Below are 24,269 nucleotides of genomic sequence, written 5' to 3'. Positions count from 1 at the left end.
GCCCCTAGCGGTCGCCCACGCCGCGTCAATGCTTTCGCGTCAACTCGCGCATCGCATCGTCCAGCCCGGCGAGGCTGAGCGGGTACATGCGATCGTTCATCAGCTGTTTGATCAGCTTCACCGACTGGGTGTAGCCCCAATGCGCCTCGGGCACGGGATTGAGCCACACCGCGGCGGGATAGACGTGGGTGATGCGCTGGAGCCAGACCGCGCCGGACTCTTCGTTGAAATGCTCGACGCTGCCGCCGGGATGGGTGATTTCATAGGCCGACATCGACGCATCGCCGACGAAGATCACTTTGTAATCATGACCATATTTGTGGAGGATGTCCCACATTTGGTGCCGTTCCGACCAGCGGCGCTTATTGTCCTTCCACACGCCCTCATAGGGGCAATTGTGGAAATAGAAGAATTCGAGATTCTTGAACTCGGTCGTCGCCGCGCTGAACAATTCTTCGCAGAGCTTGATGAACGGATCCATCGATCCGCCGACGTCGAGGAACAGCAGCAGCTTGACCGCGTTGCGTCGTTCGGGGCGCATCTTGATGTCGAGCCAGCCCTGGCGCGCGGTGCCGTCGATCGTGCCTGGAATGTCGAGCTCGTCGGCCGCGCCTTCGCGTGCGAATTTACGCAGGCGGCGGAGCGCGATCTTGATGTTGCGGGTGCCGAGTTCCTTGGTGTTGTCGAGGTTCTGGAACTCGCGCTTTTCCCAGACCTTCAATGCGCGCTTGTGCTTGCTCTCGCCGCCGATCCGCACGCCCTCCGGATTATAGCCCGAATTGCCGAACGGGCTGGTGCCGCCGGTGCCGATCCACTTGTTACCGCCCTCGTGGCGCTTTTGCTGTTCCTCGAGCCGCTCCTTCAGCGTCTCCATGATCTTGTCCCAGTCGCCGAGCGACTCGATCGCCGCCATTTCGTCGGGCGTGAGGAATTTTTCGGCGACCGCCTTCAGCCAGTCGGCCGGAACATCGACCGGATTCTGGCCGTAATCGGAAATGATGCCCTTGAAGACCTTGTTGAACACCTGGTCGAAACGGTCGAGTAGGCCTTCGTCCTTCACGTAAATCGCGCGGGACAGATAATAGAATTGCTCGGGGCTGCGATCGATCACCTCGCGGTCGAGCGCCTCCAGCAGCATCAGATGCTCTTTCAGGCTTGCGGGAATGCCCGCAGCGCGAAGCTCGTCGAGGAAGCCGAAAAACATGGGGCAGGCGTATCGCGTTCGCGCGGCGCGCGCAATCACTTTACGTGAACGTAAAGCTCTGGCGAGTTGACGCCCCATTAACCATTGCCCGCCATATCTCCTCGATCATTCAGGGACGCGGGCAAGCCAATGAAATATGATCCGATCAATCCGGCGGCGCCGATTCTCGACCAGTCGGTCGCGAGCGATTGCGGCGAACTGGCGGTGGGATGCAGCGATGCCGCGGGACGGATCGAGCGCGCGACCGACCAGATGGACCGCCAGATCAGCGAGCTTGGCCGTCTCGAGGATTATGTCGTCAGCCTTGAAGCCGACCAGCGTCAGATCGCCGATTCGACCGATGAGGCGAAATTGCTGTCCGCGCGGGCGTGCGAGCAGCTCGACGCCGGCGCTGAACGCGTCAATGCCGCGGTCACCGAATTCCGTTCGGTCATCGACCTTGTTGCGCGGCTCGGCACGCATGTCACCAATTTCGCCGCGGTGATGGAACAGGTGCAGCAGGTCAGTCAGTCGATCGAGTCGATCGCCAAGACCACCAACATGCTCGCATTGAATGCCGCGATTGAGGCGGAGCGCGCCGGCGATGCCGGACGCACCTTTGCCGTCGTCGCCGCCGAGGTGAAGAAACTCGCGCAGAACACGCGCGGCGCCACCGACGAAATCCGTCGCAGCATCGGCAGCCTCGCCGCCGAGGCGAGCGGGCTCGTCACCGAAATCCAGTCAGGGGTCGAACAGTCGAGCCGTGCCGAGGCGCAGTTCGAAACGATCACCGACGCGCTGCACGATGCGACGCATCTTGTTGCCCTGCTCGACGACCAGAGCGACCGCATCGCGCAGAGTTCGGCGATGGTTCATGCGAACGGGGCGAAGGTGCGCGAGGCGCTCGACCGCGTCGTCACTTCGGTGCGCGACAATAGTTCGACGCTGGTGGGGACGCGCGATTCGATCCTGTCGATGGAACATGTGTCGAACCGCATGTTCAACGCGGTGATCTCGGCGGGCGTATCGCCGCAGGATTCGGCGATCGTCGCCTTGGCTGCAAAGGTTCGTGACGAATTCGTCGGGCTGGCCGAAACCGCGATAGCGCGCGGCGATCTGTCGATGGAGCAGCTCTTCGATACCAATTATGTACGCGTTCCGAACTCGAATCCCGAACGTTTCCGCACGACGCTCTGCGACTGGGCCGATGCCAACTGGCGCCCGCTGTTCGATCGCATCGTTGCCAGTCATCCCGAAATCAAGATGTCGTCGGCGGGCGATATGAACGGCTTCCTGCCGACACACATCACCGAATGCTCGCGTGCGCCCACGGGCGACATCGAGCATGACACCGCGCATTGCCGCAACGGCCGCCTGCTCTATGACGAGACCGACGCCGCCGCGAAGCGCAGCACCGCGCCCTTCTTTATGACCGTCTATCGTCAGGAAGGTGACGGCATCAATTATCTGACGGTGCGCAACGTCTATATGCCGGCGGTGATCAACGGCCGCCGCTGGGGCGACGTCGAGGTCGCCTACCAGCTCTGACGGGCGGCTTAGCTGCCCTGACGGCGCGCCATGAAGGCGAGCTTTTCGAACAGCATCACATCCTGCTCATTCTTGAGCAGCGCGCCGTGGAGCGGGGGGATCGCCTTGCCGACATCGCGGTTCTGCAAGACCTCGAGCGGCATATCCTCGTTGAGGAGCAGTTTGAGCCAGTCGATCAGCTCGCTCGTCGACGGCTTTTTCTTGAGGCCGGGGACGTCGCGGACTTCGTAGAAGATATCCATCGCCCGGCTGACCAGCGTCTTCTGGATGCCGGGGAAATGGACCTCGACGATCGACGCCATCGTGTCGCGGTCGGGAAATTTGATATAGTGGAAGAAACAGCGGCGCAGGAACGCGTCGGGCAGTTCCTTTTCATTGTTCGAGGTGATCACGACGATCGGGCGTTCCTTCGCGCTCACCGTCTCGTCGGTCTCATAGACGTGGAAGGCCATGCGATCGAGTTCCTGAAGCAGGTCGTTCGGAAATTCGATGTCGGCCTTGTCGATTTCGTCGATCAGGAGGACTGGCATCTTGGGCGAGGTGAACGCCTCCCACAATTTGCCCTTGCGGATGTAATTGCGGATGTCGTGAACGCGCTCTTCGCCGAGCTGACCGTCGCGCAGGCGCGCGACCGCGTCATATTCGTACAGGCCCTGCTGCGCCTTCGTCGTCGATTTGATGTTCCAGGTGATCAGCGGCGCGTCGAACGCTTTCGCAATTTCCTCGGCCAGCACGGTCTTGCCGGTGCCGGGTTCGCCCTTCACGAGCAGCGGACGGCGGAGCAATGTCGCAGCGTTGACCGCGACCTTCAGGTCGTCGGTGGCGATATAGGCGCTGGTACCTTCGAAACGCATCGGCTCGCAGCCTTTCCCTTAACGTGAACGTCAAGCAGGCATAGCGATGGAGCGGGAAGGGCGCAAGCGCGCCCGGGCACGCTGATGGGCTTTATGGGTGCAGGCGACTTGCGGCGCGGGCGGCCATGAGATCCCACAAGCCGCTGTGCTGGGTGATCAACTGCTGAGCGCCAAAGACCATCGCGCGCTCCACAGCGGGCGTTTCCGCAACGCTCGCGGCAAGCCGGGCGGTATCGCGCAGGTCGGGGAGGGTGCAGGTCGGCGGAGCAAGGTCGAGCCGCTGCGCGCTGATGTCGAGCAGGACGCGGATCGTGCGCCAGTCGAGCGTGAGTGCAATCGCCGCGCCGACGGCGCAGCCGTTGCGGTCCGATTCGGCGAGCATATCGATCGCCTTGCGCTGCGCGGCGACCGCGGCTTCGCATTGTGCCTGGCCCTGCGTGCTCGGCACCGGGCCGACGGCGGAGGCGATTTTGGTCAGGAACGCGCGTTCATGGGCGAAGGCTTCGGCCGCTTGTCCCATCCACTGGCGTGTCGCGGCGTCGACCGTCTTGCGCGCGGCATTGTCTATCACGCCCGGATAGCGGCCGTGGAGCAGGCAAAGGAAGTGGACGGCGTCGGCGAGGTTGCGCATCGCGTCGGGCCCGTTCGACAGCGCGCCCGAGCGGACATGCGGATGTGCGCCGGTCCCGTCGCTGGCGACCAGCGAATCGAGCAGTTCGGCGACGCCGCGCGTCTGCGCTAGGGGCTGGGTCGACTGGCTCAACGCTTGATCCTCGCTGGGGCCGGGGCGCTGGGCCCAAGCCAATGGAATTACAGCGATCGGTCATAGCGCAACGTTGTAAACGACGCGTTTATAGGCAGCGGTTTGATTTGCCGCGGGTCTGTTCCAGTCAGGGACAAAGCATCGAAAACGAAGAGGCCGGCAAGCCCCGGGGGAAGCTTGCCGGTCCCGTCGATGCGGCGTCAGAAGACGCCATTGGAACGGAGGGCCAGACGGGGAGAGGGTGCCCGGCCGCCGCCGCTCAAGCTGCGAGTGCGAGTTCCTCGGTCTTTTCGGCCTGCGGTGCGGCGACTTCGACGGCGCTCGGCGCCGGCTGTGCAGCGGGTGCCGTCTTCGCGGGGAAGATCAGGCGCGAGGCGAGAACGACCAGGCCAAGGGCGAAATAGCCGATGAAGGTCTGGACCGGGAAGAAGAAGAGCGGCGCGACAAAGGCAAGGCGCAGCCACAGCGGGTTGAAGCCGAAGTCCTGGCCAACGGCCTCGCAGATACCGAAAAACGTATCGCGGCGGCGGAAGAGGTTGGTGGTTTCGTTTTCCATCTTTTTGTCTTTCCCTTTGGCTGCGGGCACTGGCCTGCGCCGATGCCCAATGCATCGCAAAGCCCGTGCCAATTTGTGCAGTCCCTCGAATTTCCGGGCTTTTTCTGTCTCGCCCCGACAGTCTTCCCGCCAACTTTTGCGCGCTGTTTCCCAATGAGTGGGAATGATTGCCGTTTGATGGGCTGCGCCTGAACCCATGATGAAGCTCTCCGCAGCCGACGACGGAGGCTATCTGGGACGTGAAGGTGAAGATTTAAAGAAGGCGGCGCAGAAAAATTGTGCAGCGCACCATCGGATCAAGGCTTTGATCCAGAGTGCAAAACGAAACACCCCGCCGGTGAGGGCGGGGTGTCTGATGTTTCCTAGGGCCCGAGGGGCTTACTGGTCGAGGAAGCTGCGCATCTTGCGGCTGCGCGACGGGTGCTTCAGCTTGCGGAGCGCCTTCGCCTCGATCTGGCGGATACGTTCGCGGGTCACGCTGAACTGCTGGCCCACTTCTTCCAGCGTATGGTCGGTGTTCATCCCGATGCCGAAGCGCATACGCAGCACGCGCTCCTCACGCGGGGTGAGCGACGCGAGGACGCGGGTGACCGTTTCCTTGAGGTTCGACTGCACCGCGGCGTCGACCGGGATGACGGCATTCTTGTCCTCGATGAAATCGCCGAGGTGGCTGTCTTCCTCGTCGCCGATCGGCGTTTCGAGGCTGATCGGCTCCTTGGCGATCTTCATCACCTTGCGGACCTTTTCGAGCGGCATCGACAGACGCTCGGCCATTTCCTCCGGCGTCGGCTCGCGGCCGCTTTCGTGGAGGAACTGACGGCTGCAGCGGACCAGCTTGTTGATCGTCTCGATCATGTGAACCGGGATGCGGATCGTGCGCGCCTGATCGGCGATCGAGCGGGTGATCGCCTGCCGGATCCACCAGGTCGCATAGGTCGAGAATTTATAGCCGCGGCGATACTCGAACTTGTCGACCGCCTTCATCAGGCCGATGTTGCCTTCCTGAATGAGGTCGAGGAACTGCAGGCCGCGGTTCGTATATTTCTTGGCGATCGAGATCACGAGGCGCAGGTTTGCCTCGACCATTTCCTTCTTGGCGATACGCGCCTCGCGCTCACCCTTCTGGACCATGTTCACGACGCGGCGGAACTCGACGAGGCTCATGCCAGCCGCCTGCGCGATTTCGCTGATTTCGATACGAATGCGGTCGACGGCGCCGGCTTCGTTCTCGGCGAAGGCGGCCCATTTCTTGTCGATCGAGCCGACGTCGTCGAGCCAATTCTCTTCCAACTCGCGCCCGACATAATTGTCCAGGAACGACTTGCGCGGCACCTTGTGGCGTTCGGCAAGGCGCAGCATCTGGCCGCCGAGCGCGGTCAGGCGGCGGTTGTAGCTGTAGAGCTGGTCGACGAGATATTCGATCTTGGTGCCGTGGAACTGCACGCTTTCGACCTGCGCGGTGAGTTCCTCGCGCAGCTTGTGATATTTCTTCTCCGACGCTGCAGGGAATTCCTCGCCGCCCGACAGCGATTCGAGGCGCGCTTCCTGCAGCTTTGAGAAAGCCTTGAAGCTCTTGGTGATGTTCGCGAATTTTTCGAGCGCGTCCGGCTTCAGCAGCTCTTCCATCGCGGCGAGGCTGAGGGTGTTGTCTTCCTCATCCTCTTCGAAGCTTTCGCGCTTGCCCGACGAGCCTTCGCCATCCTCGTCGTCGCCGTCTGCCGAGGGTTCTTCCTCGACCTCATCCTCGTCCTTGAACGAGACGCCGGCGGTCTTTTCGCTGATCTCGCCGTCGTCCTCGGCGCCCTCTTCATCGAGATTTTCGGGCGCGGGGTCTTTCGACAGCATCGCTTCGAGATCGACGATTTCGCGCAGCTGCATGTCGCCGTTGTTGAGCGCGGTCGACCAGTCGATGATCGCGTTGAAAGTCAGCGGGCTTTCGCAAAGGCCAAGGATCATCGTGTCGCGGCCAGCCTCGATACGCTTCGCGATCGCGATTTCGCCTTCGCGGCTGAGCAGTTCGACCGCGCCCATTTCGCGCAGGTACATGCGAACGGGATCGTCGGTGCGATCGACCGTTTCCTTCTTCTTCTCGATCGCCGGGTTCGACACCGATCCGGTGCCGGCCGAAACATCGACCTCGTCGTCGGTTTCCTGCTCGGCCTCTTCCTGAACATCCTCGTCGCTCTCGACGATGTTGATGCCCATGTCGGAGATCGCCGACATGATATCCTCGATCTGCTCGGACGACATCTCGTCCTGCGGCAGCGCCTCGTTCAGCTCGTCATAGGTCAGGTAACCGCGCTTTTTGCCGCGCGCGATCAGCTTTTTGACGTCGGCCTCATTGAGGTCGATCAGCGGGGCGTCGGTATCGGCTTCGGCAGCGGTGTTCTTGGTGGCCATTCTGGTTCCTTGCCTTGGGGCAATAAGGGGTTTCGGTTCTAGGCGTTGCCTTCGCGCAGCGCCTGAAGCCGGTGCATCAGGTCTTCATCCATCGCCCGCAGCCGGTTCTGCTCCGCGATGGATTGTTCATCGAGTCTGGCCCTGGCGATTTCATCGGCCTGCAACCGGCGCATTTTCAGCTCCGTCTGCGTGTTCACGAGAGAGATAAACTCCGAAAGTTCCCTCTGCGCCCGATTGTGATCGATGGCCTCATTCTTTTTCGGCGAGCGATTGAACGAGAAGTGCATTCCATCGGCTCTGAGCAATGTCGTCGCCCTATTATACACTTTCATTGGCTCCAATATGGCAAGCAACCCCTCGCAATCAAGCCCTTCCTGCCGCATCGCGATGTCAAGCATCGCATCGAGCAGTTCGGCGTCCGCGGGATCGCCGATTGATAGTCGCGCCAGCTCCTCATCATGGTGCCGGATAACCGCCGGATAACGCAACAGTCCGCCGATGAGGGCGGCGATCAACGGTGCCGCGATTCCGGCTTGCCCGATGAAACGCGTTTCGTCGGCCGGAGGTTGCAATCGCGGATCGGGGGCGAAGCGACGGCCGCCTCCACCAAATCCGCCGCGCGGGGGATTTGGCGCCCACGGTTGGCGTGGACCGCGATCGGGCTGTTTGCGCATGAACAACGCGTCGAGCCGTTCGCGAAAGGCCTCGCGATAATGATGCCGCACGTCGGCATCCTCGATCGCGTCGGCGTGGGCGAGCAGGCGCGTCTTGAGCGCGGCGCGTTCTTCGGGTGTTGCGAGCGGTCCCGCCGCGACCTCATGCGCCCAGAGGCGCTCGACGAGCGGCTGGGCTTCGTCCAGGATATCGGCAAATCCGGCCGCGCCGCGCGCGCGGACGAGATCGTCGGGATCCTGCCCGGAGGGAAGCGTCGCGAACGACAGGCTGAAGCCGGGACGAAGCAGGGGGAGGGCGCGCATCGCCGCGCGCATCGCCGCCTTCTGTCCCGCCCCGTCGCCGTCGAAGCAGAGCACGGGTACGGGTACCATGCGCCAGAGCATGCCCAATTGATTCTCGGTGAGTGCGGTGCCGAGCGGCGCGACCGCGTCGGCGATGCCGGCCTCGGCGAGCGCAATCACGTCCATATAACCTTCGACGACGATGATCCGGTTCGTCTGCCGCGATGCGGGACTGGCCTTGTCAAGATTGTAGAGCGTCCGCCCCTTGTCGAAGAGCGGGGTGTCGGGCGAGTTCAGATATTTGGGCTCGCCGTCGCCAAGGATGCGCCCCCCGAACGCGATCACCCGCCCGCGTGCGTCGCGGATCGGGATCATCAGGCGGCCGCGGAACCGGTCGTACGGCTCCTTGTCGTCGACCGCGATCAGCATACCCGCTTCGACGAGCATCGCGGTCGGGAATTTCTTGAGCGCCTCCTTCAGCGCGCTGCGGCTCTCGGGCGCGAGGCCGAAGCCGAAGGCCTTGCGGGTCGCCTCCGAAATGCCTCGCTTTGCAAGATATTCTCGCGCGGGCGCTCCATTGCTGCTGCCAAGCTGCTGCGTGAACCAGTCGGCCGCCGCCTGCGTCACGTCGCGCAGGCTCGCCTGCTCCTCGGCCTTTTTTGCGGCGCGTGGATCGGCGGCAGGAACCTCCATTCCTGCCTCACCGGCGAGTTCCTTGACCGCGTCCATGAACGACAGCCCGCGCTGGTCGGTCATCCAGCGGATTGCGTCGCCATGCGCGCTGCAGCCGAAGCAGTGGTAAAAGCCTTTTTCGTCGTTGATCGTGAAGCTGGGCGTCTTCTCGTCATGGAAAGGGCAGCACGCCTTATACTCGCGCCCCGCACGCGTGACCTTTACCGTCCGCCCGATGAGCGTGGACAGCGTGATCCGCGATCGCAGTTCGTCCAGCCATTGCGGGGTGAGGCTCATGGTCGAAATATGCCCACGCCCGCCCACGCCCGCAAGCGGGTGCGAAGGGCAAAGATCAGGACAGTGCAGCCTTCACCCAACCCGATGCCTTGCTCATGTCGAGCTGGCTGCCGAGCCGGTCTTTCACCGCGGCCATCACTTTGCCCATATCCTTCGGGCTGGTCGCGCCGAGTTCGTCGACAATCGCCTTGATCGCTGCTGTCGCGTCGGCTTCGGAAAGCTGTGCAGGCAGGAAGTCCTCGATGACCGCGACCTCGGCGGCTTCGATGTCGGCCAGTTCCTGCCGGCCGCCCTGTTCGTACATGGTGATCGATTCGCGGCGCTGCTTGACCATTTTCTGGAGCACGTCGGTGACGAGCACATCGTCGTCGGCCGGCGCGGTGCCGGTGCGCAGTTCGATGTCCTTGTCCTTGATCTTGGCCAGCATCAGCCGGATGGTGCCCAAACGCGCCTTGTCGCCGCCCTTCATGGCGGCAACCTGCGCAGCCTTGATGTCGTCGCGAATCATCACGTGTCCCCATGCGCTGCAAATTTCGGAAAGGCCCTCTCTAGCGAGAAGTTTCCTAATCCGATAGCTTGTGAATCACTTTTTTGCCTCCTACTTGGTCGGCCGTTTAGCCCCCCGTCCGGAGCATGTTGAATGGCACCTGCCAACCCCCCAGTGGCGCCTAAAGCCGCGCCCAAAAGCCAGCCCTCTGGCGCGACTGGCGTCCTTGTCCTTGCCGATGGCACGATCCTGTGGGGCGTCGGTTACGGCGCAAGCGGCGCCGCGGTGGGCGAGATTTGTTTCAATACGTCGATGACGGGTTATCAGGAAATCCTGACCGACCCCAGCTATGCGGGTCAGGTTGTCACCTTTACCTTCCCGCACATCGGCAATGTCGGCGCGAACCCCGAGGATATGGAACGCGGCGTGCACGGCGCGCTCGGTGCGATCACGCGCGAGCTGCCGACGGCGCCCAGCAATTTCCGCAGCGTCCAGACTTTGCCCGAATGGATGATCGAGCAGGGCGTGATCGGCCTCGCGGGCATCGACACGCGCGCGCTGACCCGCCGCATCCGCGACGCGGGCGCACCGAACGGCGTGATCGCGCACAGCCCCGAGGGCAAGTTCGATGTCGACGAGCTGCTCGCCATGGCGCGCGGCTGGGCGGGGCTCGAGGGTATGGATCTCGCGAAGGGCGTCAGCCGCACCGACACTGGCGACTGGACCGGCGGCGCGTGGACGCTGGGGCATGGTTATGCGACCGAAGAAGGCGGAGAGCGGCCGCATGTCGTCGCGATCGACTATGGCGCGAAGGACAATATCTTCCGCAACCTCGTAAAAGCCGGCGCGCGCGTCACCGTGGTGCCCGCGACGGCGAGCCTCGACGAGGTGCTGGGGCACCGGCCCGCGGGCGTGTTCCTGTCGAACGGCCCCGGCGATCCCGCAGCGACGGGCGACTATGCGGTGCCGGTGATCCAGGGTCTGCTCGAACGCGACGTGCCGATCTTCGGCATCTGCCTCGGCCACCAGATGCTCGGCATCGCTGCGGGCGCGAAGACCGTGAAGATGCATCAGGGCCACCGCGGCGCGAACCATCCGGTGCAGCGCGCCGAAGATGGCGTGGTCGAGATCACCAGCATGAACCACGGCTTCGCGGTCGACGCATCGACGCTGCCGGCTGGCGTGGTCGAGACGCACAAGAGCCTGTTCGACGGATCGAACTGCGGCATCGCGATCACGGGCAAGAATGCGTTCAGCGTGCAATATCACCCCGAGGCGAGCCCGGGGCCGCAGGACAGCTTCTATCTGTTCGAGAAGTTTGTGGGTGGGCTGACGTGATCATCCGCGTCGCTTCAGTAACCATGGCCGTTCTGATGGTCACAGGATGCGCGACCAATTCGGCAAGTTCCGAAGCAGAAAGGTTGAAGGTAGGGCTAGCGCGCGTGGAAGCACAATGCGGCGCAAAGCCGGGCACTCTGAAACTCGACAGCGATAATTTGGTCGCCGTAGCGCCTGAGCCGGATGCAAAATACGAAACGTTCGATTGCGTGTTTCGAGAGCTGAAGAAGCCTGAATTCGCGAACCACATCAAACTCGGCTTCGTCGGCAACGAAGCATACGCAGCAGAAGAACAGAAATAATGCCAAAAAGAACCGACATTAAATCCATCCTCGTCATCGGCGCCGGCCCGATCGTTATCGGTCAGGCGTGCGAGTTCGACTATTCGGGGACGCAGGCGATCAAGGCGCTGAAGGAGGAGGGCTATCGCATCGTCCTCGTCAACTCCAATCCGGCGACGATCATGACCGATCCCGACCTCGCCGACGCGACCTATGTCGAGCCGATCACGCCCGAGATCGTCGCGAAGATCATCGAAAAGGAGCGCCCCGATGCGGTGCTGCCGACGATGGGTGGGCAGACCGCGCTCAACACCGCGCTGGCTTTGTTCAACGACGGGACGCTGGAGAAATATGGCGTCGAGATGATCGGCGCCGATGCCGAGGCGATCGACAAGGCCGAAGACCGGATCAAGTTCCGCGACGCGATGGACAAGATCGGGCTGGAAAGCGCGCGCAGCGGCATTGCGCACACGCTCGACGAGGCATTCGCGGTGCTCGAACGCACCGGCCTGCCGTCGATCATCCGCCCCAGTTTCACCATGGGCGGCACGGGCGGCGGCATCGCGTATAATCGCGAGGAGTTCGAGCATATCGTCCGCGGCGGCCTGATCGCCTCGCCGACGACCGAAGTCCTGATCGAGGAATCGCTCCTCGGCTGGAAAGAATATGAGATGGAGGTGGTGCGCGACCGCAAGGACAATTGCATCATCATCTGTTCGATCGAGAATGTCGATCCGATGGGCGTGCATACCGGCGACTCCATCACCGTCGCGCCGGCGCTGACGCTGACCGACAAGGAATATCAGATCATGCGCAACGCGAGCATCGCGGTGCTGCGCGAGATCGGCGTCGAGACGGGCGGGTCGAACGTGCAGTTCGCGGTCAATCCCAAGGACGGCCGGCTGATCGTGATCGAAATGAACCCGCGCGTGTCGCGGTCGTCGGCGCTCGCGTCGAAGGCGACGGGTTTCCCGATCGCCAAGGTCGCGGCGAAGCTGGCGGTCGGCTACACGCTCGACGAGATCATGAACGACATCACCGGGGTCACCCCGGCGTCGTTCGAACCGACGATCGACTATGTCGTCACCAAGATCCCGCGCTTCGCCTTCGAGAAGTTCAAGGGTGCCGAGGCGACGCTGTCGACCGCGATGAAGTCGGTCGGCGAGGTGATGGCGATCGGGCGGACGATCCATGAGAGTTTGCAGAAGGCGCTCCGCGGGTTGGAGACCGGGCTTTCGGGCTTCAATTTCGTCGACCGCCTCAAGGGCGCGACGCACGATCAACTCCGCAACGAGCTGGCACAGCGCACCCCCGACCGGCTGCTCAATACCGCGCAGGCGATCCGCGAAGGGTTGCCGCTGGCCGAGATCAATCGCGTCGCGGGTTACGACATGTGGTTCCTCGAGCGCATCGCCGAGATCGTCGCCGCCGAGCAGGATGTCTGCGAAAACGGCCTGCCGCGCGATGCCGAAGGGCTGCGGAGGCTCAAGGCGATGGGCTTTTCGGACAAGCGCCTTGCGTATCTCGCGCTCCAGTCGGCGAACCTTCGCCCCGGATCGAAGCGCGCGACCGCGCGGGGCAGCGGCCTCATTCACGAAGCGGTCAAGGCGATGACCGGCGGCGTGACGGAGGCCGAAGTGCGTGCGCTGCGCCACAAGCTCGGCGTGCGTCCCGTGTTCAAGACGATCGACACTTGCGCCGCCGAATTCCAGGCGCAAACGCCCTACCTCTATTCGACCTACGAAGCGCCGACCTTCGGCGAGGCGGAGAATGAGGCGAACCCGAGCGATCGGAAGAAGGTCGTCATTCTCGGTGGCGGTCCGAACCGGATCGGGCAGGGGATCGAGTTCGACTATTGCTGCTGCCATGCCTGCTTCGCGCTCGAAGAGGCGGGGTATGAAACGATCATGATCAACTGCAACCCGGAGACGGTGTCGACCGACTATGACACGTCGGACCGCCTCTATTTCGAGCCGCTGACCGCCGAGGATGTGCTCGAAATCCTGCACGTCGAAATGTCGAAGGGCGAACTCGTCGGCGTGATCGTGCAGTTCGGCGGGCAGACGCCGCTCAAGCTTGCGCAGGCACTGGCCGAGGCGGGAATCCCGATCCTCGGCACCTCGCCCGACGCGATCGACCTCGCCGAAGACCGCGAGCGCTTCGCGGCGCTGGTCAACAAGCTCGGCCTCAAGCAGCCCGAAAACGGCATCGCGCGCAGCCGCGAGGAAGCCGTCGCGGTCGCGGCGCGCATCGGTTATCCGGTGCTCACGCGCCCGTCCTACGTGCTGGGCGGCCGTGCGATGGAGATCGTCGACGATCAGGCGCAGCTCGAAAATTATATCGAGACCGCGGTGCAGGTATCGGGCGACTCGCCGGTGCTGATCGACCGTTATCTGCGCGACGCGATCGAGGTTGACGTGGATGCGCTGTGCGACGGGACCGATGTGGTCGTCGCGGGTGTGCTCCAGCATATCGAGGAAGCCGGCGTCCATTCGGGCGACAGCGCCTGTTCGATCCCGCCGTACAGCCTGTCGGACAAGATCGTCGCCGAGATCGAGCGTCAAGCCGACGCGCTTGCCCGCGCGCTCGAGGTCCGCGGACTGATGAACATCCAGTTCGCGGTCAAGGGCGACGAGGTTTACCTGATCGAGGTCAATCCGCGCGCCAGCCGCACCGTGCCCTTCGTCGCCAAGGCGGTGGGGTCGCCGATCGCAAAGATCGCAGCGCGTGTGATGGCGGGCGAAAAGCTCGCCGACCTGCCCAAGATCAACCGTGACATCGCGCATGTCGCGGTGAAGGAAGCGGTCTTCCCCTTCGCGCGTTTCCCCGGCACCGATCCCGTGCTGTCGCCCGAGATGAAGTCCACCGGCGAAGTGATGGGAATCGATAGCAACTTCAACTTGGCCTTCGCCAAGGCGCAGCTCGGCGCGGGCGACCGTCTGCCGACCGACGGCCGCGTTTTCGTGTCGGTTAAGGACAGCGATAAACCGCGGATCGTGAATGCCGTGCGCCAGCTGACGGCTTGGGGCTGGAAGGTTGTCGCGACTGGCGGCACCGCCGATTATCTCGCGGCGCAGGGCGTCGAGATCGAGCGCGTGAACAAGGTCGCCGAAGGCCGTCCGCATATCGTCGACCGGATCAAGGACGGCGATGTGCAACTGATCTTCAACACGACCGAGGGATGGCAGTCGCTGCAGGATTCGCAGTCGATCCGCGCCTCGGCGCTCGCCGCCGATATCGCCTATTATACCACCGCCGCGGCGAGTGATGCCGCGACGCAGGCGATCGGGGCGCTCCGCGCGCACTCTCTTGAAGTGAAGCCGCTTCAGGACTATTATTAAGGCACCGCTCCCACTCCCCGACATTGACGGAACAGCGGCGCAGCCGCCCGGCGAAGTTTCGCTGGCGCTGGATTATTGACGAAGGACAACAGGATAATGGCAAGCGTTGAAAAGGTGCCGATGCTGGCAGAAGGCTATGAGAAGCTGAACGCGCAACTCGCGATCCTCAAAGCCGAGCGACCGCTGATCGTCGATGCGATCGAGGAAGCGCGCGCGCATGGCGACCTTAGCGAAAATGCCGAATATCACGCCGCGAAGGAACGTCAGGGCCAGGTCGAAGCGACGATCGGCGACCTTGAAGACAAATTGTCGCGCGCGCAGGTGATCGACCCGACGACGCTGTCGGGCGATCGCATCGTGTTCGGTGCCACCGTCACGCTCGCCGACGAAGACGACAAGCCCGTTCGCTACCAGATCGTCGGTCAGGCCGAAGCCGACGCGAAGGACGGCAAGATCAGCTATAATTCGCCGCTCGGCCGCGCGCTGATCGGCCGCCGCGTCGAGGACGAGGTCGAGGTCACCGTGCCCGCGGGCGACAAATATTATCTGGTGACCAAGATCGAATTCATCTGACGGGCGACGGAGGATGAAGCCGCAGGATGCGCCGCTGGTAACGGGCTATGCCCTCGCTTGTGTCGTCGTCTTCCTTCTCCTCTGGATCACCGGTTTCCAGATCGACGCAATCGTGCGCGCGGGGTTCATCCCTGCGCGTTTCGGCAGCGAGCTGATCCTGCCGCCCGGAACGCTGGTTCCTTTCGTGCTGACGCCGTTGTCGTCTGCCTTTCTGCACGGGGGCGTGTTGCACATCGCGTTCAACATGGTGGTGCTGCTGTTCATCGGCCGCCAGCTCGAGGCGCCGCTTGGGTCGAAGGCGATGGCGCTGCTGCTCGTTGCTGGCGCCTATGGCGGCGCGCTCGCGCAATATTTCGCCGATCCAGCCTCTGCGGTGCCGATGATCGGCGCGAGCGGGGCGATCTCGGCGCTGATCGCAGTTTTCGCCCTGATTTTCAGCCGGTCGCAGGCCTCTGCGATCGGGCCGATCCCGGGCCATTGGGTGCGCGCGCTGTGGCTCGCTGCCGCGTGGATCGGGCTTCAACTGCTTATTGGCTTTGCTGGCGGCGGCGGGTTTGGCGCGGTCGCGATCTGGGCGCATGTAGGCGGATTCCTCGCCGGGCTATTTCTCGCGCGGCCGCTGCTCCGCTGGCGCTTCGGGGCGCGCTAGGCGCCGAGCAGCCCGCCGGCGAGCAGCATTGCCACACGGACATCGATGCCGCAGCCTTCGGCCCGTTTCGCCGCAACGAAGTCGGCGATGCCGTCCAGCGGTACACGGTGGACGACGATATCCTCGCCATCGACGCCGCCGCCGTCGCTGATTTTCGTCAGCCCGGTCGCGACCAGCAGGGTGAAGCTTTCGCTGACCATCCCCGGCGAGCTGTAGAATTCTCCGACGGTGCGCCAATGCTCGGCACGATAGCCGGTTTCCTCTTCCAACTCGCGCGCGGCCGCGATTTCGGGCGCTTCGCCCGCGGTCTCGTCACCGACCAGACCTGCCGGCAATTCGAGGCATTGGACCTTCAGCGGCACGCGATATTGCTCGACGAGGATGACATGGCGGCCCGTTTCATCCTCGTCGATCGCTAGGATCACCGCCGCATGAATGCCGCGCGAGCGCGAGACATATTCCCATGTACCCTGCTGCTTGACCGCGATGAAGCGGCCTTCCCACCGCGTTTCGATGGGGGTTTCGGGGCCGGGGCGGCTCATGGCTTTTCCTTTTAGAGTTCGATCAGGCGGTCGGGGAGTTCGTTCGGATTTTCGCTGCCGCGCGGGAAATGCGCGGCAAGGACGATGCCCATCTGGCGCACCGCTTCGGCCATGCCCTCGCCGGGGCGTCCCGCGCGCGTGCGCTCGATCAGTGCGGCCATCGCATCGCCCCAGACATCCGCGGAGACTTTCGCCGCTATCGCTTCGTCGGCGACGATGTCGGCGCGATGTTCCTTGAGGCTGAGGTAGAGCAGGACGCCGGTGCGGCCCGACGTCTTGCCTTCGGTTCCGACCTTGAACAGGTCGATCGCGCGGGCGCGGACGCGTTCGGCCTTGATGCTGCGCGGGGTCAGCGCCATGCGCAGCGGCCGCCACAGCAGGATCAGCCACATGCCGATCCATTTGACGACGCCGATCGCGATCACCGTTCCAAGCCATTGATTTGCAGTAAGCTCATGTCCCCAGCCGCCCGTCAGCCGGTCATAGAGGGTGCGGTAGAATTCGGGAAAAAGCGCGACGATCGACATGGCGAGAAAGGCGATGATGCTCGCCCATACGAGCGCGACGTCATCGTAATCGTTCGATTTTCCGGCAACGACTGTGACGATCTCGCCGCTCGTATGCGCTTCGGCCGCGGCGACTGCCGCGGTGACGATATCGTGGTCGGTTTCGCTGACATGGCTGACTTTCATCGGTCCGCTCCCTTACCAGCCGCCCGAGGCGCCACCTCCCCCGAACGATCCGCCGCCGCCCGAGAAGCCGCCGAAGCCGCCGCCTCCACCGCCCCAGCTCGAACCGCCACCGCCCCAAGACGAGCCGCCACCGGATCCCCAATGATCGTCGTCATCGCCGCCCCAGATGATGATCGGCGGAGCACCCCACGGGCTTTCCTTGCGCCGTTTCTTGCCGCGTCGCGACCGGCTCGACAGCCATGGGATGACGAAGAAGATGAAAAAGATGAAGCCGATGAAGAACAGTCCGCCGAAATTGCCGTCGTCGGCGCGGTCGCGTTCGGCCTTGTCGGCGGCAGCGGCGCGCGCTGCGGCTTCCTCGGGCGTCAACTGGATCTGTTGTGCGATCGCGTTGACGCCGTCCTGGATGCCGCCGGGCATGTCGCCCGCCTTGAATTTTGGTGTCACGACGTCGCGGATGATCCGGCCTGAAAGGGCGTCGGTCAGGATCGGCTCCAGACCATAGCCGACCGAAATGTTCATACGTCGCTCGTTCGGCGCGATCAGGAAGACGACGCCGTCGTCCTTCTCCTTGTCGCCGATCTGCCATTCGCGGCCGAGCCGGTAGCCGTAATCGGCGACATCGTTGCCTTCGAGGTCGCTGACCGTTGCGACGACGAGTTGGTGGCCCGTCTTTTGCTGAAGCTCGAGCAATTGGGTGTTGAGCGCCGCTTCTTCGGCTGCGGGGATGATATCGGCCTGATCGACGACCGGATTGCCCGCGAGTTTGGGGAAGCTCTGCGCCGCGGCAGGCGCCGCGAACAGCAGCAGCCCCGAAAGGGCCGCTGCCGTCAGCAAACGGAACGGGGCGGGCAGGGCCACCTTATTGTCCGAAGTCGACCTTCGGTGCCTGGTTGGCGTTAGGCGTGACCGCGCGGTACGGGGTCATCGGCTGCGCACCATGAACGATCTTGGCACCGATGATGTCGGGGAAGGTACGGATCGTCGTGTTATAATCCTGCACTGCAGAATTATAGTCCTGCACCGTCACATTGATGCGGTTCTCGGTGCCCTCGAGCTGGGTCATCAGGTCGGCAAAACGCGCCTGGCTCTTGAGGTCGGGATATTGCTCGACGGTGACGAGCAGGCGGCCGAGCGCGCCCGACACATTGCCCTGCGCTTGCTGAAACGCCTGCACCTTGGCAGGATCGTTCAAATCGTCGGTGCTGAGCTTGACCTGTGTCGCCGAGGCGCGTGCCTGAATCACGCCTTCGAGCGTCGACTGTTCGATTTTCGCGGCGCCCTTGGCGGTTTCGACGAGGTTCGGGATCAGGTCGGCGCGGCGCTGATAAGCGGCCTCCACATTCGCCCATTTGGCCTTGGCGGCCTCCTCCTTGGTCGGGACGCTGTTGATGCCGCAGGCGGACAGGCTCATCGCGGCGACAGGCAGGATCAACCAGCGAGCGGAACGATAGGTCATGGTCAAAAACTCCCTCCGGCGGCGTTTTGCCGCAACAATACACATAATAGGAAGCTGCTTGCCTTTGTGCAATCGTCGCGGCACGTTTCGGTAAAGGTTCAACAATTCGGGGTACGACAAGATGCTGAGTGAATTCAGGGAATTTATCGCACGCGGCAATGTGATCGACCTCGCGGTCGGCGTCATCATTGGCGGCGCGTTTGCGACGATCACCAAGTCGCTGACCGAAGATATCATCATGCCCGTCGTTGGCGCGATCTTTGGCGGTGTCGATTTCTCGAACATGTTCATCCTGCTGGGCGACGTGCCCGCCGGCGTCTCGCCGACCGACTATGCCAAGCTGAAGGAGGCTGGGGTCGCGATGTTCGGCTATGGCGCCTTCATCACCGCGACGATCAACTTCCTGATCCTGGCATGGATCATCTTCCTGCTGGTGAAGGCGGTGAACAAGGTCGTGCGCAAGGCGCCCGACGCGCCTGCCGGCCCGAGCGAGGTCGATATCCTCACCGAAATCCGCGACGAATTGCGAAAGAAATAAGGGAGCCGGGCCCGTTACGGGACGAATGGCCCGCCTGCGCTCTTTCCAAGTGCGGGCGGGCTTCCTATATGGGTTGTGCCGGTTTCGACCGGCTATGAGGATAAATGGTGTCGTGGAATAGACACAGCGGACCCGGGGGCAGTACCCGGCGGCTCCACCACAAACCCGCGTTTCTTCGATGGGCGCGCGGGCTTCTGACGGGGCCGAACCAGGATCGACGTGTGTTCAAAGACGATGTTTTCTTCCGGGCTGAGTAACCCGTTAAAGGCTCAAAACCAATAGGTGCTAACGATAACGAAGCACTCGCTCTTGCTGCCTAACCGATAAGCCTCACGGCCTAAGGTTAGACAAATAGAACGCGGTTCGGACCGAACCGGGCAACAGAATCGGATACCAGCGGCTGGGGACGAGCCGGGCAACAGAATCGTCCCACCTTTCCCCAATCAATGTGCGTTTTCGCAGTGGCGGTGATCGCCGAGCGCTTCGATCACCCGGCAGTCGGCGGCGATCCCTCCGCGGCATCGCCCGACGATGCGGGCGAGTTCGTCGCGGAGCCGGGTCAATTGCGCAATCTTTGCCTCGACCTGTTCCAGATGCGTGGTGGCGATCCGGTCGGCCTCGCTGCAGTCGCGTGCCGGGTCGTCCGACAGGTCGAGCAGCGACCGGATTTCTTCGATCGTGAACCCCAGCTCGCGCGAATGGCGCACGAAGCTCAGCCGCGAGCGATGCGCGTCGCCATAGCTGCGGTAGTTTGCCGCCGTCCGGCCGGGTGCGGGGAGCAGGCCGATACGCTCATAATAGCGGATGGTTTCGATATTCGTGCCGGTGGCACGCGACAATTCGCCGATCTTCATCGCTTGACCCTGTAGTTGCTACAGAGTGCATATAGGGCGCCGACTCGAAGATAACAGGAGAATTCGGCGATGGCCGATCAATGTTGTGCCGGCAAAAGCGGCAAGACCGCGCTGAACGATCCCAAATGGCGGCGGATCCTGTGGATCGCGCTTCTGATCAACGCCGCGATGTTCGGCGTCGAGATTGTCGCGGGCGTCGCGGCGGAGTCGCGCGCGCTGCAAGCCGACGCGCTCGATTTCCTCGGCGACAGTGCCAATTATGCGATCAGCCTCGGCGTCGCGGGCATGGCGCTTGCGTGGCGTGCGCGCGCCGCCCTGCTGAAGGCGGGAACGATGCTCGTCTTTGGCCTGTGGGTGTTCGGATCGGCGGTCTGGGGTTTCGTCACGGGATCGGCGCCGCATGCCGAGACGATGGGGCTGATCGGTGCGCTCGCGCTCGCGGCCAATGTCGCGGTCGCGCTGATGCTCTATCGTTACCGGACCGGCGACGCCAATATGCGCTCGGTGTGGATCTGCTCGCGCAACGACGCGATCGGCAATATCGCGGTGATGGGCGCGGCGCTCGGCGTCTTCGGCACCGGACGCAGCTGGCCCGACCTCGCCGTCGCCGCGATCATGGCGGCGCTCGCGATCTGGGGCAGCATCGAAGTGTTCAGGCAGGCGCGCGGCGAACTTGCCGCCACGCCGACCTCAGATAGCGGTACATGCGTGACGCAAGACGCTACCGCTGCGTGATCCGGTCGGCTGTCCCTTGGCCAGCGCAACGACGCCGTTGACGATCACGTCGCCGATGCCGTCGGGTGCGGTTGCCGGCGCTTCATAGGTCGCGCGGTCCTTGATCGTCGCAAGATCGAAGACGACGATATCGGCGCGCATCCCTTCACGCAGTAGCCCGCGATCGGAAAGGCCGAGCCGCTGCGCGGGCCAGCCGGTCATCTTGCGGATTGCGTCGGGCAGCGTGAGGACCGGCCGCGCCTGCACATATTCGGCGATGATGCGGGGAAAGGTGCCATAGGAGCGCGGATGCGGCCGCCCGGCGGTTTCGGGGTCGACACTGCTGTCCGCGGCCGAGGCGTCGGTTCCGACGCTGACCCACGGCTGTTTCATCGCCAGGTCGATGTCCTTCTCGTCCATCATGAAATAGAGCGCCGATGCGCGTGCGGGCAACGCGGCGAGCCAGATATCCCACGCGGCGTCGGCGGGATCCTTGCCCAGCGCCTTGCCGATGTCGGCGAAATTCTGGCCGTTGAAACGCTTGTACTGTTCGGCTTGCCCGTTGGCGAGAACCACATTCTTCCAGCCGCCCGAGGCGTGGACGAGGTTCGACCAGTCGGCCTGCGGTCCGGCCGCGAGTTCCTTCTTGAGCTGTACGCGCACTGCGGGATCGCGCAGCGCTGCATGCGCGGTCTCGCGGCCCTTGGCGAAGACATGCGTCGGTATGGTGACGTCGAGCCCGGTGCCGCCGGCGCGATAGGGATAGATGTTCGCGCCGATGTCGAGGCCGCGGTCGCGCGCCGCCTCGATCCGGGCGATCGCCTGCGGCATCAGCTTGCCCCACAAAGGAGCATAAGCGGCCTTGATGTGGAAAATTTCGACTTTGGCGCCGCTGCGTTCACCAATCTGAACCGCCTCGTCGATCGCGGCCAGCAATTTGTCGCTCTCGTCGCGCATATGCGTCGCATAAAAGCCGCCGCACTTGCCGGGGATCGCCGCGAGGCGGGCCAGATCGTCGGTCGCCTGAAAACTGGCGGGCGAATAGATCAGCGCCGACGAAATGCCGAAAGCGCCCGCCTTCATCGCGGTGCGCACCTCATCTTCCATTGCGCTGAGCTGCTCTTCGCTCGGGCTGCCGGCACCGTCGCCCATCACTTTCACGCGCGCCTGGATCGCGCCATAATAGGTGCCGAAATTGACCGCGATGCCCTGCGTCTCGAGCGTGGTGAAATAGCCCGCCAGTTCGCCCGCGGGCACCGCGGTGCCGCCTTCGCCGGCGATCAGCGTGGTGACCCCCATATGCAGCTTGTTCACTGCCGACCCGTCACGCAGCAGCGTCCGTCCCGACTGGTCGAGCATGTCGATGAAGCCCGGCGAGACATAGCGCCCGCTTGCATCGATCTCCTGCTTCCCCTTGGCGTCGATCACGCCAACGCGTGCTATGCGGCCATCCTTGATCGCGACGTCGGCGGTAATCCAGGGATTGCCCGCGCCGTCGAGCACGCGGCCACCGCGAATGACGATGTCATAGGCGGCGGGCGGCGGCGCGGCCGCGCCGACGAGCAACACCGAGGCAAGGGCAAGCGCGAACGGCCGGATCATGCGGAAATCTCCCTTGGTTGTCAGTCTTCGACGTACAGATATTGCGTCTGCTGGCCGTCGTTGATGCTGAGCGTGCGTTTGCCGTCCTTTATGCCGACAAGTGCATCGACGCCGATATTGCCGGGACCGACCGAGATGATCGACATGCTGCCGTCGGCATTCTTGCGGGTGGCGATCGGCCCCTCGACGAAGCCGGCCTTGACCCACTTCTGGCCGTTCTTCTCGCTGATCGTGATCTGACCGACCGAGGGGTCGCGATAATGGCCCGCGAGATTGGCGAGCACTGCCGGGTCGCCCGGATAGGTGAGCCGCTCGCGCCGGGCCGGCGCCTGCGCCTTGATCCGCGTGGCAGCAGCGGTGATGTCGCGCGCCGCCTCGGGCTGGCCGTCATAGAGTATTTCAAGCAGGCGACGGAGCGTCGGCGCGAGCATCGATGCGCCCGGATCGCTGTTGGTCAGGATCACCATGCCGACACCAGACTCGGGCAGTGCGAACCAGGTGCTGTGATAGCCGACGAGTGTGCCGCCGTGGGTGACGACCTGTACGCCCGAGGCGTCGCGCTGGAACAGACCCATGCCGTACCAGCTGTCGGGGCCGACCTGCACGCCCTTCTCACGCCGCGCGAGCAGATTCTTTTCGCTCACCACGCGCTTGCCGTCGAGCATGCCCTTGCCCAGCTCGAGCTGGACATAGCGCACCATGTCGGCAGTGGTGGAGAAGGCCGCGCCCGCGGGGCGATAGGGATAGGGTGACCAGTTGAAGTCGTTCGACATCAAAGTCACCTTGCCGTCGATATCGAGGCCGTGCGGTGCCGCCCAGTTGCCCGCCATGCCCTCGGCATAATCGAAGGTGCTGTCCTTCATGCCGAGCGGCTTGAAGACTTTCTCTTCCATCGCGCGGTCATAGGCGGCGCCGAATTCCATCTTCGGATAGAGGATATGCCCGCCGACATAGCCCGCCGCCGAGGCGAGCTGGTTGTTATATTGGAACAGCTCGCCGAACTTGCTCGTCGGCATCGTCGCGGCGAGCTGGGTGAAGGTGTCCGCAGCCGGCTGCCCCTTGTCGGCGAGGATGAAGCCGAAATCCTTGCGCGGCAGGCCGGTGCAGGCGCAGATCAGATGTTTGACGAGCACCGATTTGGTGACCTCGTCGTTGCCGAGCCGGAACTCGGGATAGAGATCGACGACCTTCTCGTCCCAGCGCAGCTTGCCCTCGTCGGCGATCGTCGAGAGGAGAAGGGTGGTCATCCCCTTGGTGTTCGAGGCGATCATGAACTTGGTGTGTTCGTCGACCTTTTCGGGCGAGCCGAGCGCGCGGACGCCGAAGCCGCCCTGCCACAGCACTTTGCCGTCGTCGATCAGCGCGAAGCCGACACCGGGGACTTCGAGTTCCTCACGGCTTTGTTCGACGAAGTCGGTGAGCAGCTTGATGCGTTCCGGGGTGAGTTCGTGCGCGGTCTTGCCGGCGAAGCTTTCCTTCTGGAAACCGGCGGGGCGCAGGCCCTGCGATACCACCGACATGGCGGCCGAGCGCTTGGCGGCGGTCCCCGCCGACCCGTCGACGATCAGCACGGTCCACGCACTGCCCTTGCGCAATGCGCTGGCCGATCGCGCGACGCGTTCGGTGGGCAGTGTTTCATAGGAGAAGCTCACCCGCTCGTCCCAGCCGTCGGCCGGGGGCGCGGCGGTGCTGGTGCGTTGCGTCGGCACGTTGCCCGGGCGGACGACGGCCCAGGCCTTTGCGGCGGCGTCCGCGGCATCGGCGGCGGCGCCGATTTCGGCGACGACGATGCGCAGGTCACCCTCGGGCGAGGTGAAGATCAGCGCGGGGCCCTGCTTCGATGCGTTCCAGTCCTTGGGCTGGACATATTGCACGCCGCTGGCGAGCTTGCCGGGCGTGTCTGCGGCGACGGTCTGCGCAAGCGCGGCGACGGGTGCGCAGGAGAGTGCGAGTGCGATCAACAACTTCAT

22 protein-coding genes and 1 other RNA gene are annotated in these 24,269 nt (G+C 63.6%); 9 read left to right on the top strand and 14 right to left on the bottom strand.

Annotated elements, in window-relative coordinates; all coding sequences use genetic code 11:
- Window positions 1–25: 25 nt before the first annotated feature.
- Complete coding sequence (locus tag BLW56_RS02325) at window positions 26–1,204, bottom strand: vWA domain-containing protein (protein WP_093509046.1); 1,179 nt, start codon at window positions 1,202–1,204, stop codon at window positions 26–28.
- A gap of 129 nt (window positions 1,205–1,333) precedes the next feature.
- Here BLW56_RS02325 and BLW56_RS02320 point away from each other — a divergent pair, with 129 nt between their 5' ends.
- Complete coding sequence (locus BLW56_RS02320; RefSeq protein WP_093509045.1) at window positions 1,334–2,731, top strand: methyl-accepting chemotaxis protein; 1,398 nt, start codon at window positions 1,334–1,336, stop codon at window positions 2,729–2,731.
- A gap of 8 nt (window positions 2,732–2,739) precedes the next feature.
- Here the strand turns inward: BLW56_RS02320 and BLW56_RS02315 are convergent, their stop codons facing one another.
- The 6 genes from BLW56_RS02315 to BLW56_RS02290 all read right to left on the bottom strand — a co-directional run bounded on the left by BLW56_RS02315 (window position 2,740) and on the right by BLW56_RS02290 (window position 9,737).
- Window positions 2,740–3,585 (bottom strand): AAA family ATPase, encoded by an 846-nt coding sequence (locus BLW56_RS02315; protein WP_093509044.1) that lies wholly within the window; start codon window positions 3,583–3,585, stop codon window positions 2,740–2,742.
- Window positions 3,586–3,676: 91 nt separating this feature from the next.
- Complete coding sequence (locus tag BLW56_RS02310; protein WP_093509043.1) at window positions 3,677–4,348, bottom strand: DUF6975 family protein; 672 nt, start codon at window positions 4,346–4,348, stop codon at window positions 3,677–3,679.
- Window positions 4,349–4,607: 259 nt separating this feature from the next.
- Window positions 4,608–4,904: a PspC domain-containing protein gene (locus tag BLW56_RS02305; protein WP_093510745.1), complete on the bottom strand. Its 297-nt coding sequence runs from the start codon at window positions 4,902–4,904 to the stop codon at window positions 4,608–4,610.
- A 378-nt stretch (window positions 4,905–5,282) separates the two neighbouring features.
- On the bottom strand, window positions 5,283–7,304 hold the full coding sequence (gene rpoD / locus BLW56_RS02300) for an RNA polymerase sigma factor RpoD (RefSeq protein WP_093509042.1): 2,022 nt from the start codon (window positions 7,302–7,304) through the stop codon (window positions 5,283–5,285).
- A 38-nt stretch (window positions 7,305–7,342) separates the two neighbouring features.
- The gene (gene dnaG, locus BLW56_RS02295; protein ID WP_093509041.1) at window positions 7,343–9,229 is read right to left on the bottom strand and encodes a DNA primase; all 1,887 of its coding nucleotides are present in this window, start codon (window positions 9,227–9,229) and stop codon (window positions 7,343–7,345) included.
- Between the two features lie 55 nt (window positions 9,230–9,284).
- Window positions 9,285–9,737, bottom strand: coding sequence for a GatB/YqeY domain-containing protein (locus tag BLW56_RS02290; RefSeq protein WP_093509040.1), 453 nt, complete (start codon window positions 9,735–9,737; stop codon window positions 9,285–9,287).
- 132 nt (window positions 9,738–9,869) lie between these two features.
- On the opposite strand from BLW56_RS02290, the gene carA reads away from it, so the two are divergent.
- From carA to BLW56_RS02265, 5 genes are all read left to right on the top strand, one after another.
- Complete coding sequence (carA, locus tag BLW56_RS02285; RefSeq protein WP_093509039.1) at window positions 9,870–11,054, top strand: glutamine-hydrolyzing carbamoyl-phosphate synthase small subunit; 1,185 nt, start codon at window positions 9,870–9,872, stop codon at window positions 11,052–11,054.
- Window positions 11,051–11,356, top strand: coding sequence for a hypothetical protein (locus BLW56_RS20275; RefSeq protein ID WP_143043328.1), 306 nt, complete (start codon window positions 11,051–11,053; stop codon window positions 11,354–11,356). The genes carA and BLW56_RS20275 overlap by 4 nt, the downstream gene beginning before the upstream one ends.
- Window positions 11,356–14,676 carry a carbamoyl-phosphate synthase large subunit gene (gene carB / locus BLW56_RS02275; RefSeq protein ID WP_093509037.1) on the top strand — a complete coding sequence of 1,107 codons (3,321 nt, stop codon included), beginning with the start codon at window positions 11,356–11,358 and terminating at the stop codon, window positions 14,674–14,676. The genes BLW56_RS20275 and carB overlap by 1 nt, the downstream gene beginning before the upstream one ends.
- Before the next feature lie 96 nt (window positions 14,677–14,772).
- A complete protein-coding gene (gene greA, locus BLW56_RS02270) occupies window positions 14,773–15,249 on the top strand; it encodes a transcription elongation factor GreA (protein ID WP_093509036.1) in 477 nt (158 codons plus the stop codon).
- A gap of 13 nt (window positions 15,250–15,262) precedes the next feature.
- Window positions 15,263–15,898, top strand: a complete 636-nt coding sequence (locus tag BLW56_RS02265) for a rhomboid family intramembrane serine protease (RefSeq protein WP_093509035.1) — start codon at window positions 15,263–15,265, stop codon at window positions 15,896–15,898.
- Here the strand turns inward: BLW56_RS02265 and BLW56_RS02260 are convergent.
- The 4 genes from BLW56_RS02260 to BLW56_RS02245 are packed head-to-tail and all read right to left on the bottom strand — an operon-like array spanning window position 15,895 to window position 18,597.
- On the bottom strand, window positions 15,895–16,440 hold the full coding sequence (locus BLW56_RS02260; protein ID WP_093509034.1) for an NUDIX hydrolase: 546 nt from the start codon (window positions 16,438–16,440) through the stop codon (window positions 15,895–15,897). The two genes, BLW56_RS02265 and BLW56_RS02260, sit on opposite strands and share 4 nt — an antisense overlap.
- An 11-nt stretch (window positions 16,441–16,451) precedes the next feature.
- Window positions 16,452–17,132 (bottom strand): TPM domain-containing protein, encoded by a 681-nt coding sequence (locus tag BLW56_RS02255; RefSeq protein ID WP_093509033.1) that lies wholly within the window; start codon window positions 17,130–17,132, stop codon window positions 16,452–16,454.
- A gap of 12 nt (window positions 17,133–17,144) precedes the next feature.
- Entirely contained in the window at window positions 17,145–17,993 is an 849-nt protein-coding gene (locus BLW56_RS02250; RefSeq protein WP_256203262.1) for a TPM domain-containing protein, read from the bottom strand.
- A gap of 1 nt (window position 17,994) precedes the next feature.
- On the bottom strand, window positions 17,995–18,597 hold the full coding sequence (locus BLW56_RS02245) for a LemA family protein (protein ID WP_093509032.1): 603 nt from the start codon (window positions 18,595–18,597) through the stop codon (window positions 17,995–17,997).
- A gap of 115 nt (window positions 18,598–18,712) precedes the next feature.
- Here BLW56_RS02245 and mscL point away from each other — a divergent pair, with 115 nt between their 5' ends.
- On the top strand, window positions 18,713–19,129 hold the full coding sequence (gene mscL / locus BLW56_RS02240) for a large conductance mechanosensitive channel protein MscL (RefSeq protein ID WP_093509031.1): 417 nt from the start codon (window positions 18,713–18,715) through the stop codon (window positions 19,127–19,129).
- Between the two features lie 38 nt (window positions 19,130–19,167).
- Window positions 19,168–19,524: a transfer-messenger RNA gene (gene ssrA / locus BLW56_RS02235) on the top strand.
- A 48-nt stretch (window positions 19,525–19,572) separates the two neighbouring features.
- Here ssrA and BLW56_RS02230 read toward each other — a convergent pair.
- A complete protein-coding gene (locus BLW56_RS02230; protein WP_093509030.1) occupies window positions 19,573–19,983 on the bottom strand; it encodes a MerR family transcriptional regulator in 411 nt (136 codons plus the stop codon).
- A 69-nt stretch (window positions 19,984–20,052) separates the two neighbouring features.
- Here BLW56_RS02230 and BLW56_RS02225 point away from each other — a divergent pair, with 69 nt between their 5' ends.
- Window positions 20,053–20,718 (top strand): cation transporter, encoded by a 666-nt coding sequence (locus BLW56_RS02225; protein WP_093509029.1) that lies wholly within the window; start codon window positions 20,053–20,055, stop codon window positions 20,716–20,718.
- On the opposite strand, the gene BLW56_RS02220 is transcribed toward BLW56_RS02225, so the two are convergent.
- Window positions 20,674–22,299: an N-acyl-D-amino-acid deacylase family protein gene (locus BLW56_RS02220; RefSeq protein WP_093509028.1), complete on the bottom strand. Its 1,626-nt coding sequence runs from the start codon at window positions 22,297–22,299 to the stop codon at window positions 20,674–20,676. The two genes, BLW56_RS02225 and BLW56_RS02220, sit on opposite strands and share 45 nt — an antisense overlap.
- A 20-nt stretch (window positions 22,300–22,319) precedes the next feature.
- Window positions 22,320–24,269 (bottom strand): serine hydrolase domain-containing protein, encoded by a 1,950-nt coding sequence (locus tag BLW56_RS02215; protein ID WP_093509027.1) that lies wholly within the window; start codon window positions 24,267–24,269, stop codon window positions 22,320–22,322.

It is taken from the genome of Sphingopyxis sp. YR583 (assembly GCF_900108295.1).
Classification (GTDB): Bacteria; Pseudomonadota; Alphaproteobacteria; order Sphingomonadales; family Sphingomonadaceae; genus Sphingopyxis.
The sequence above is the reverse complement of the archived record's forward strand: the minus strand, read 5'-3'. Positions and strand labels throughout refer to the sequence as shown.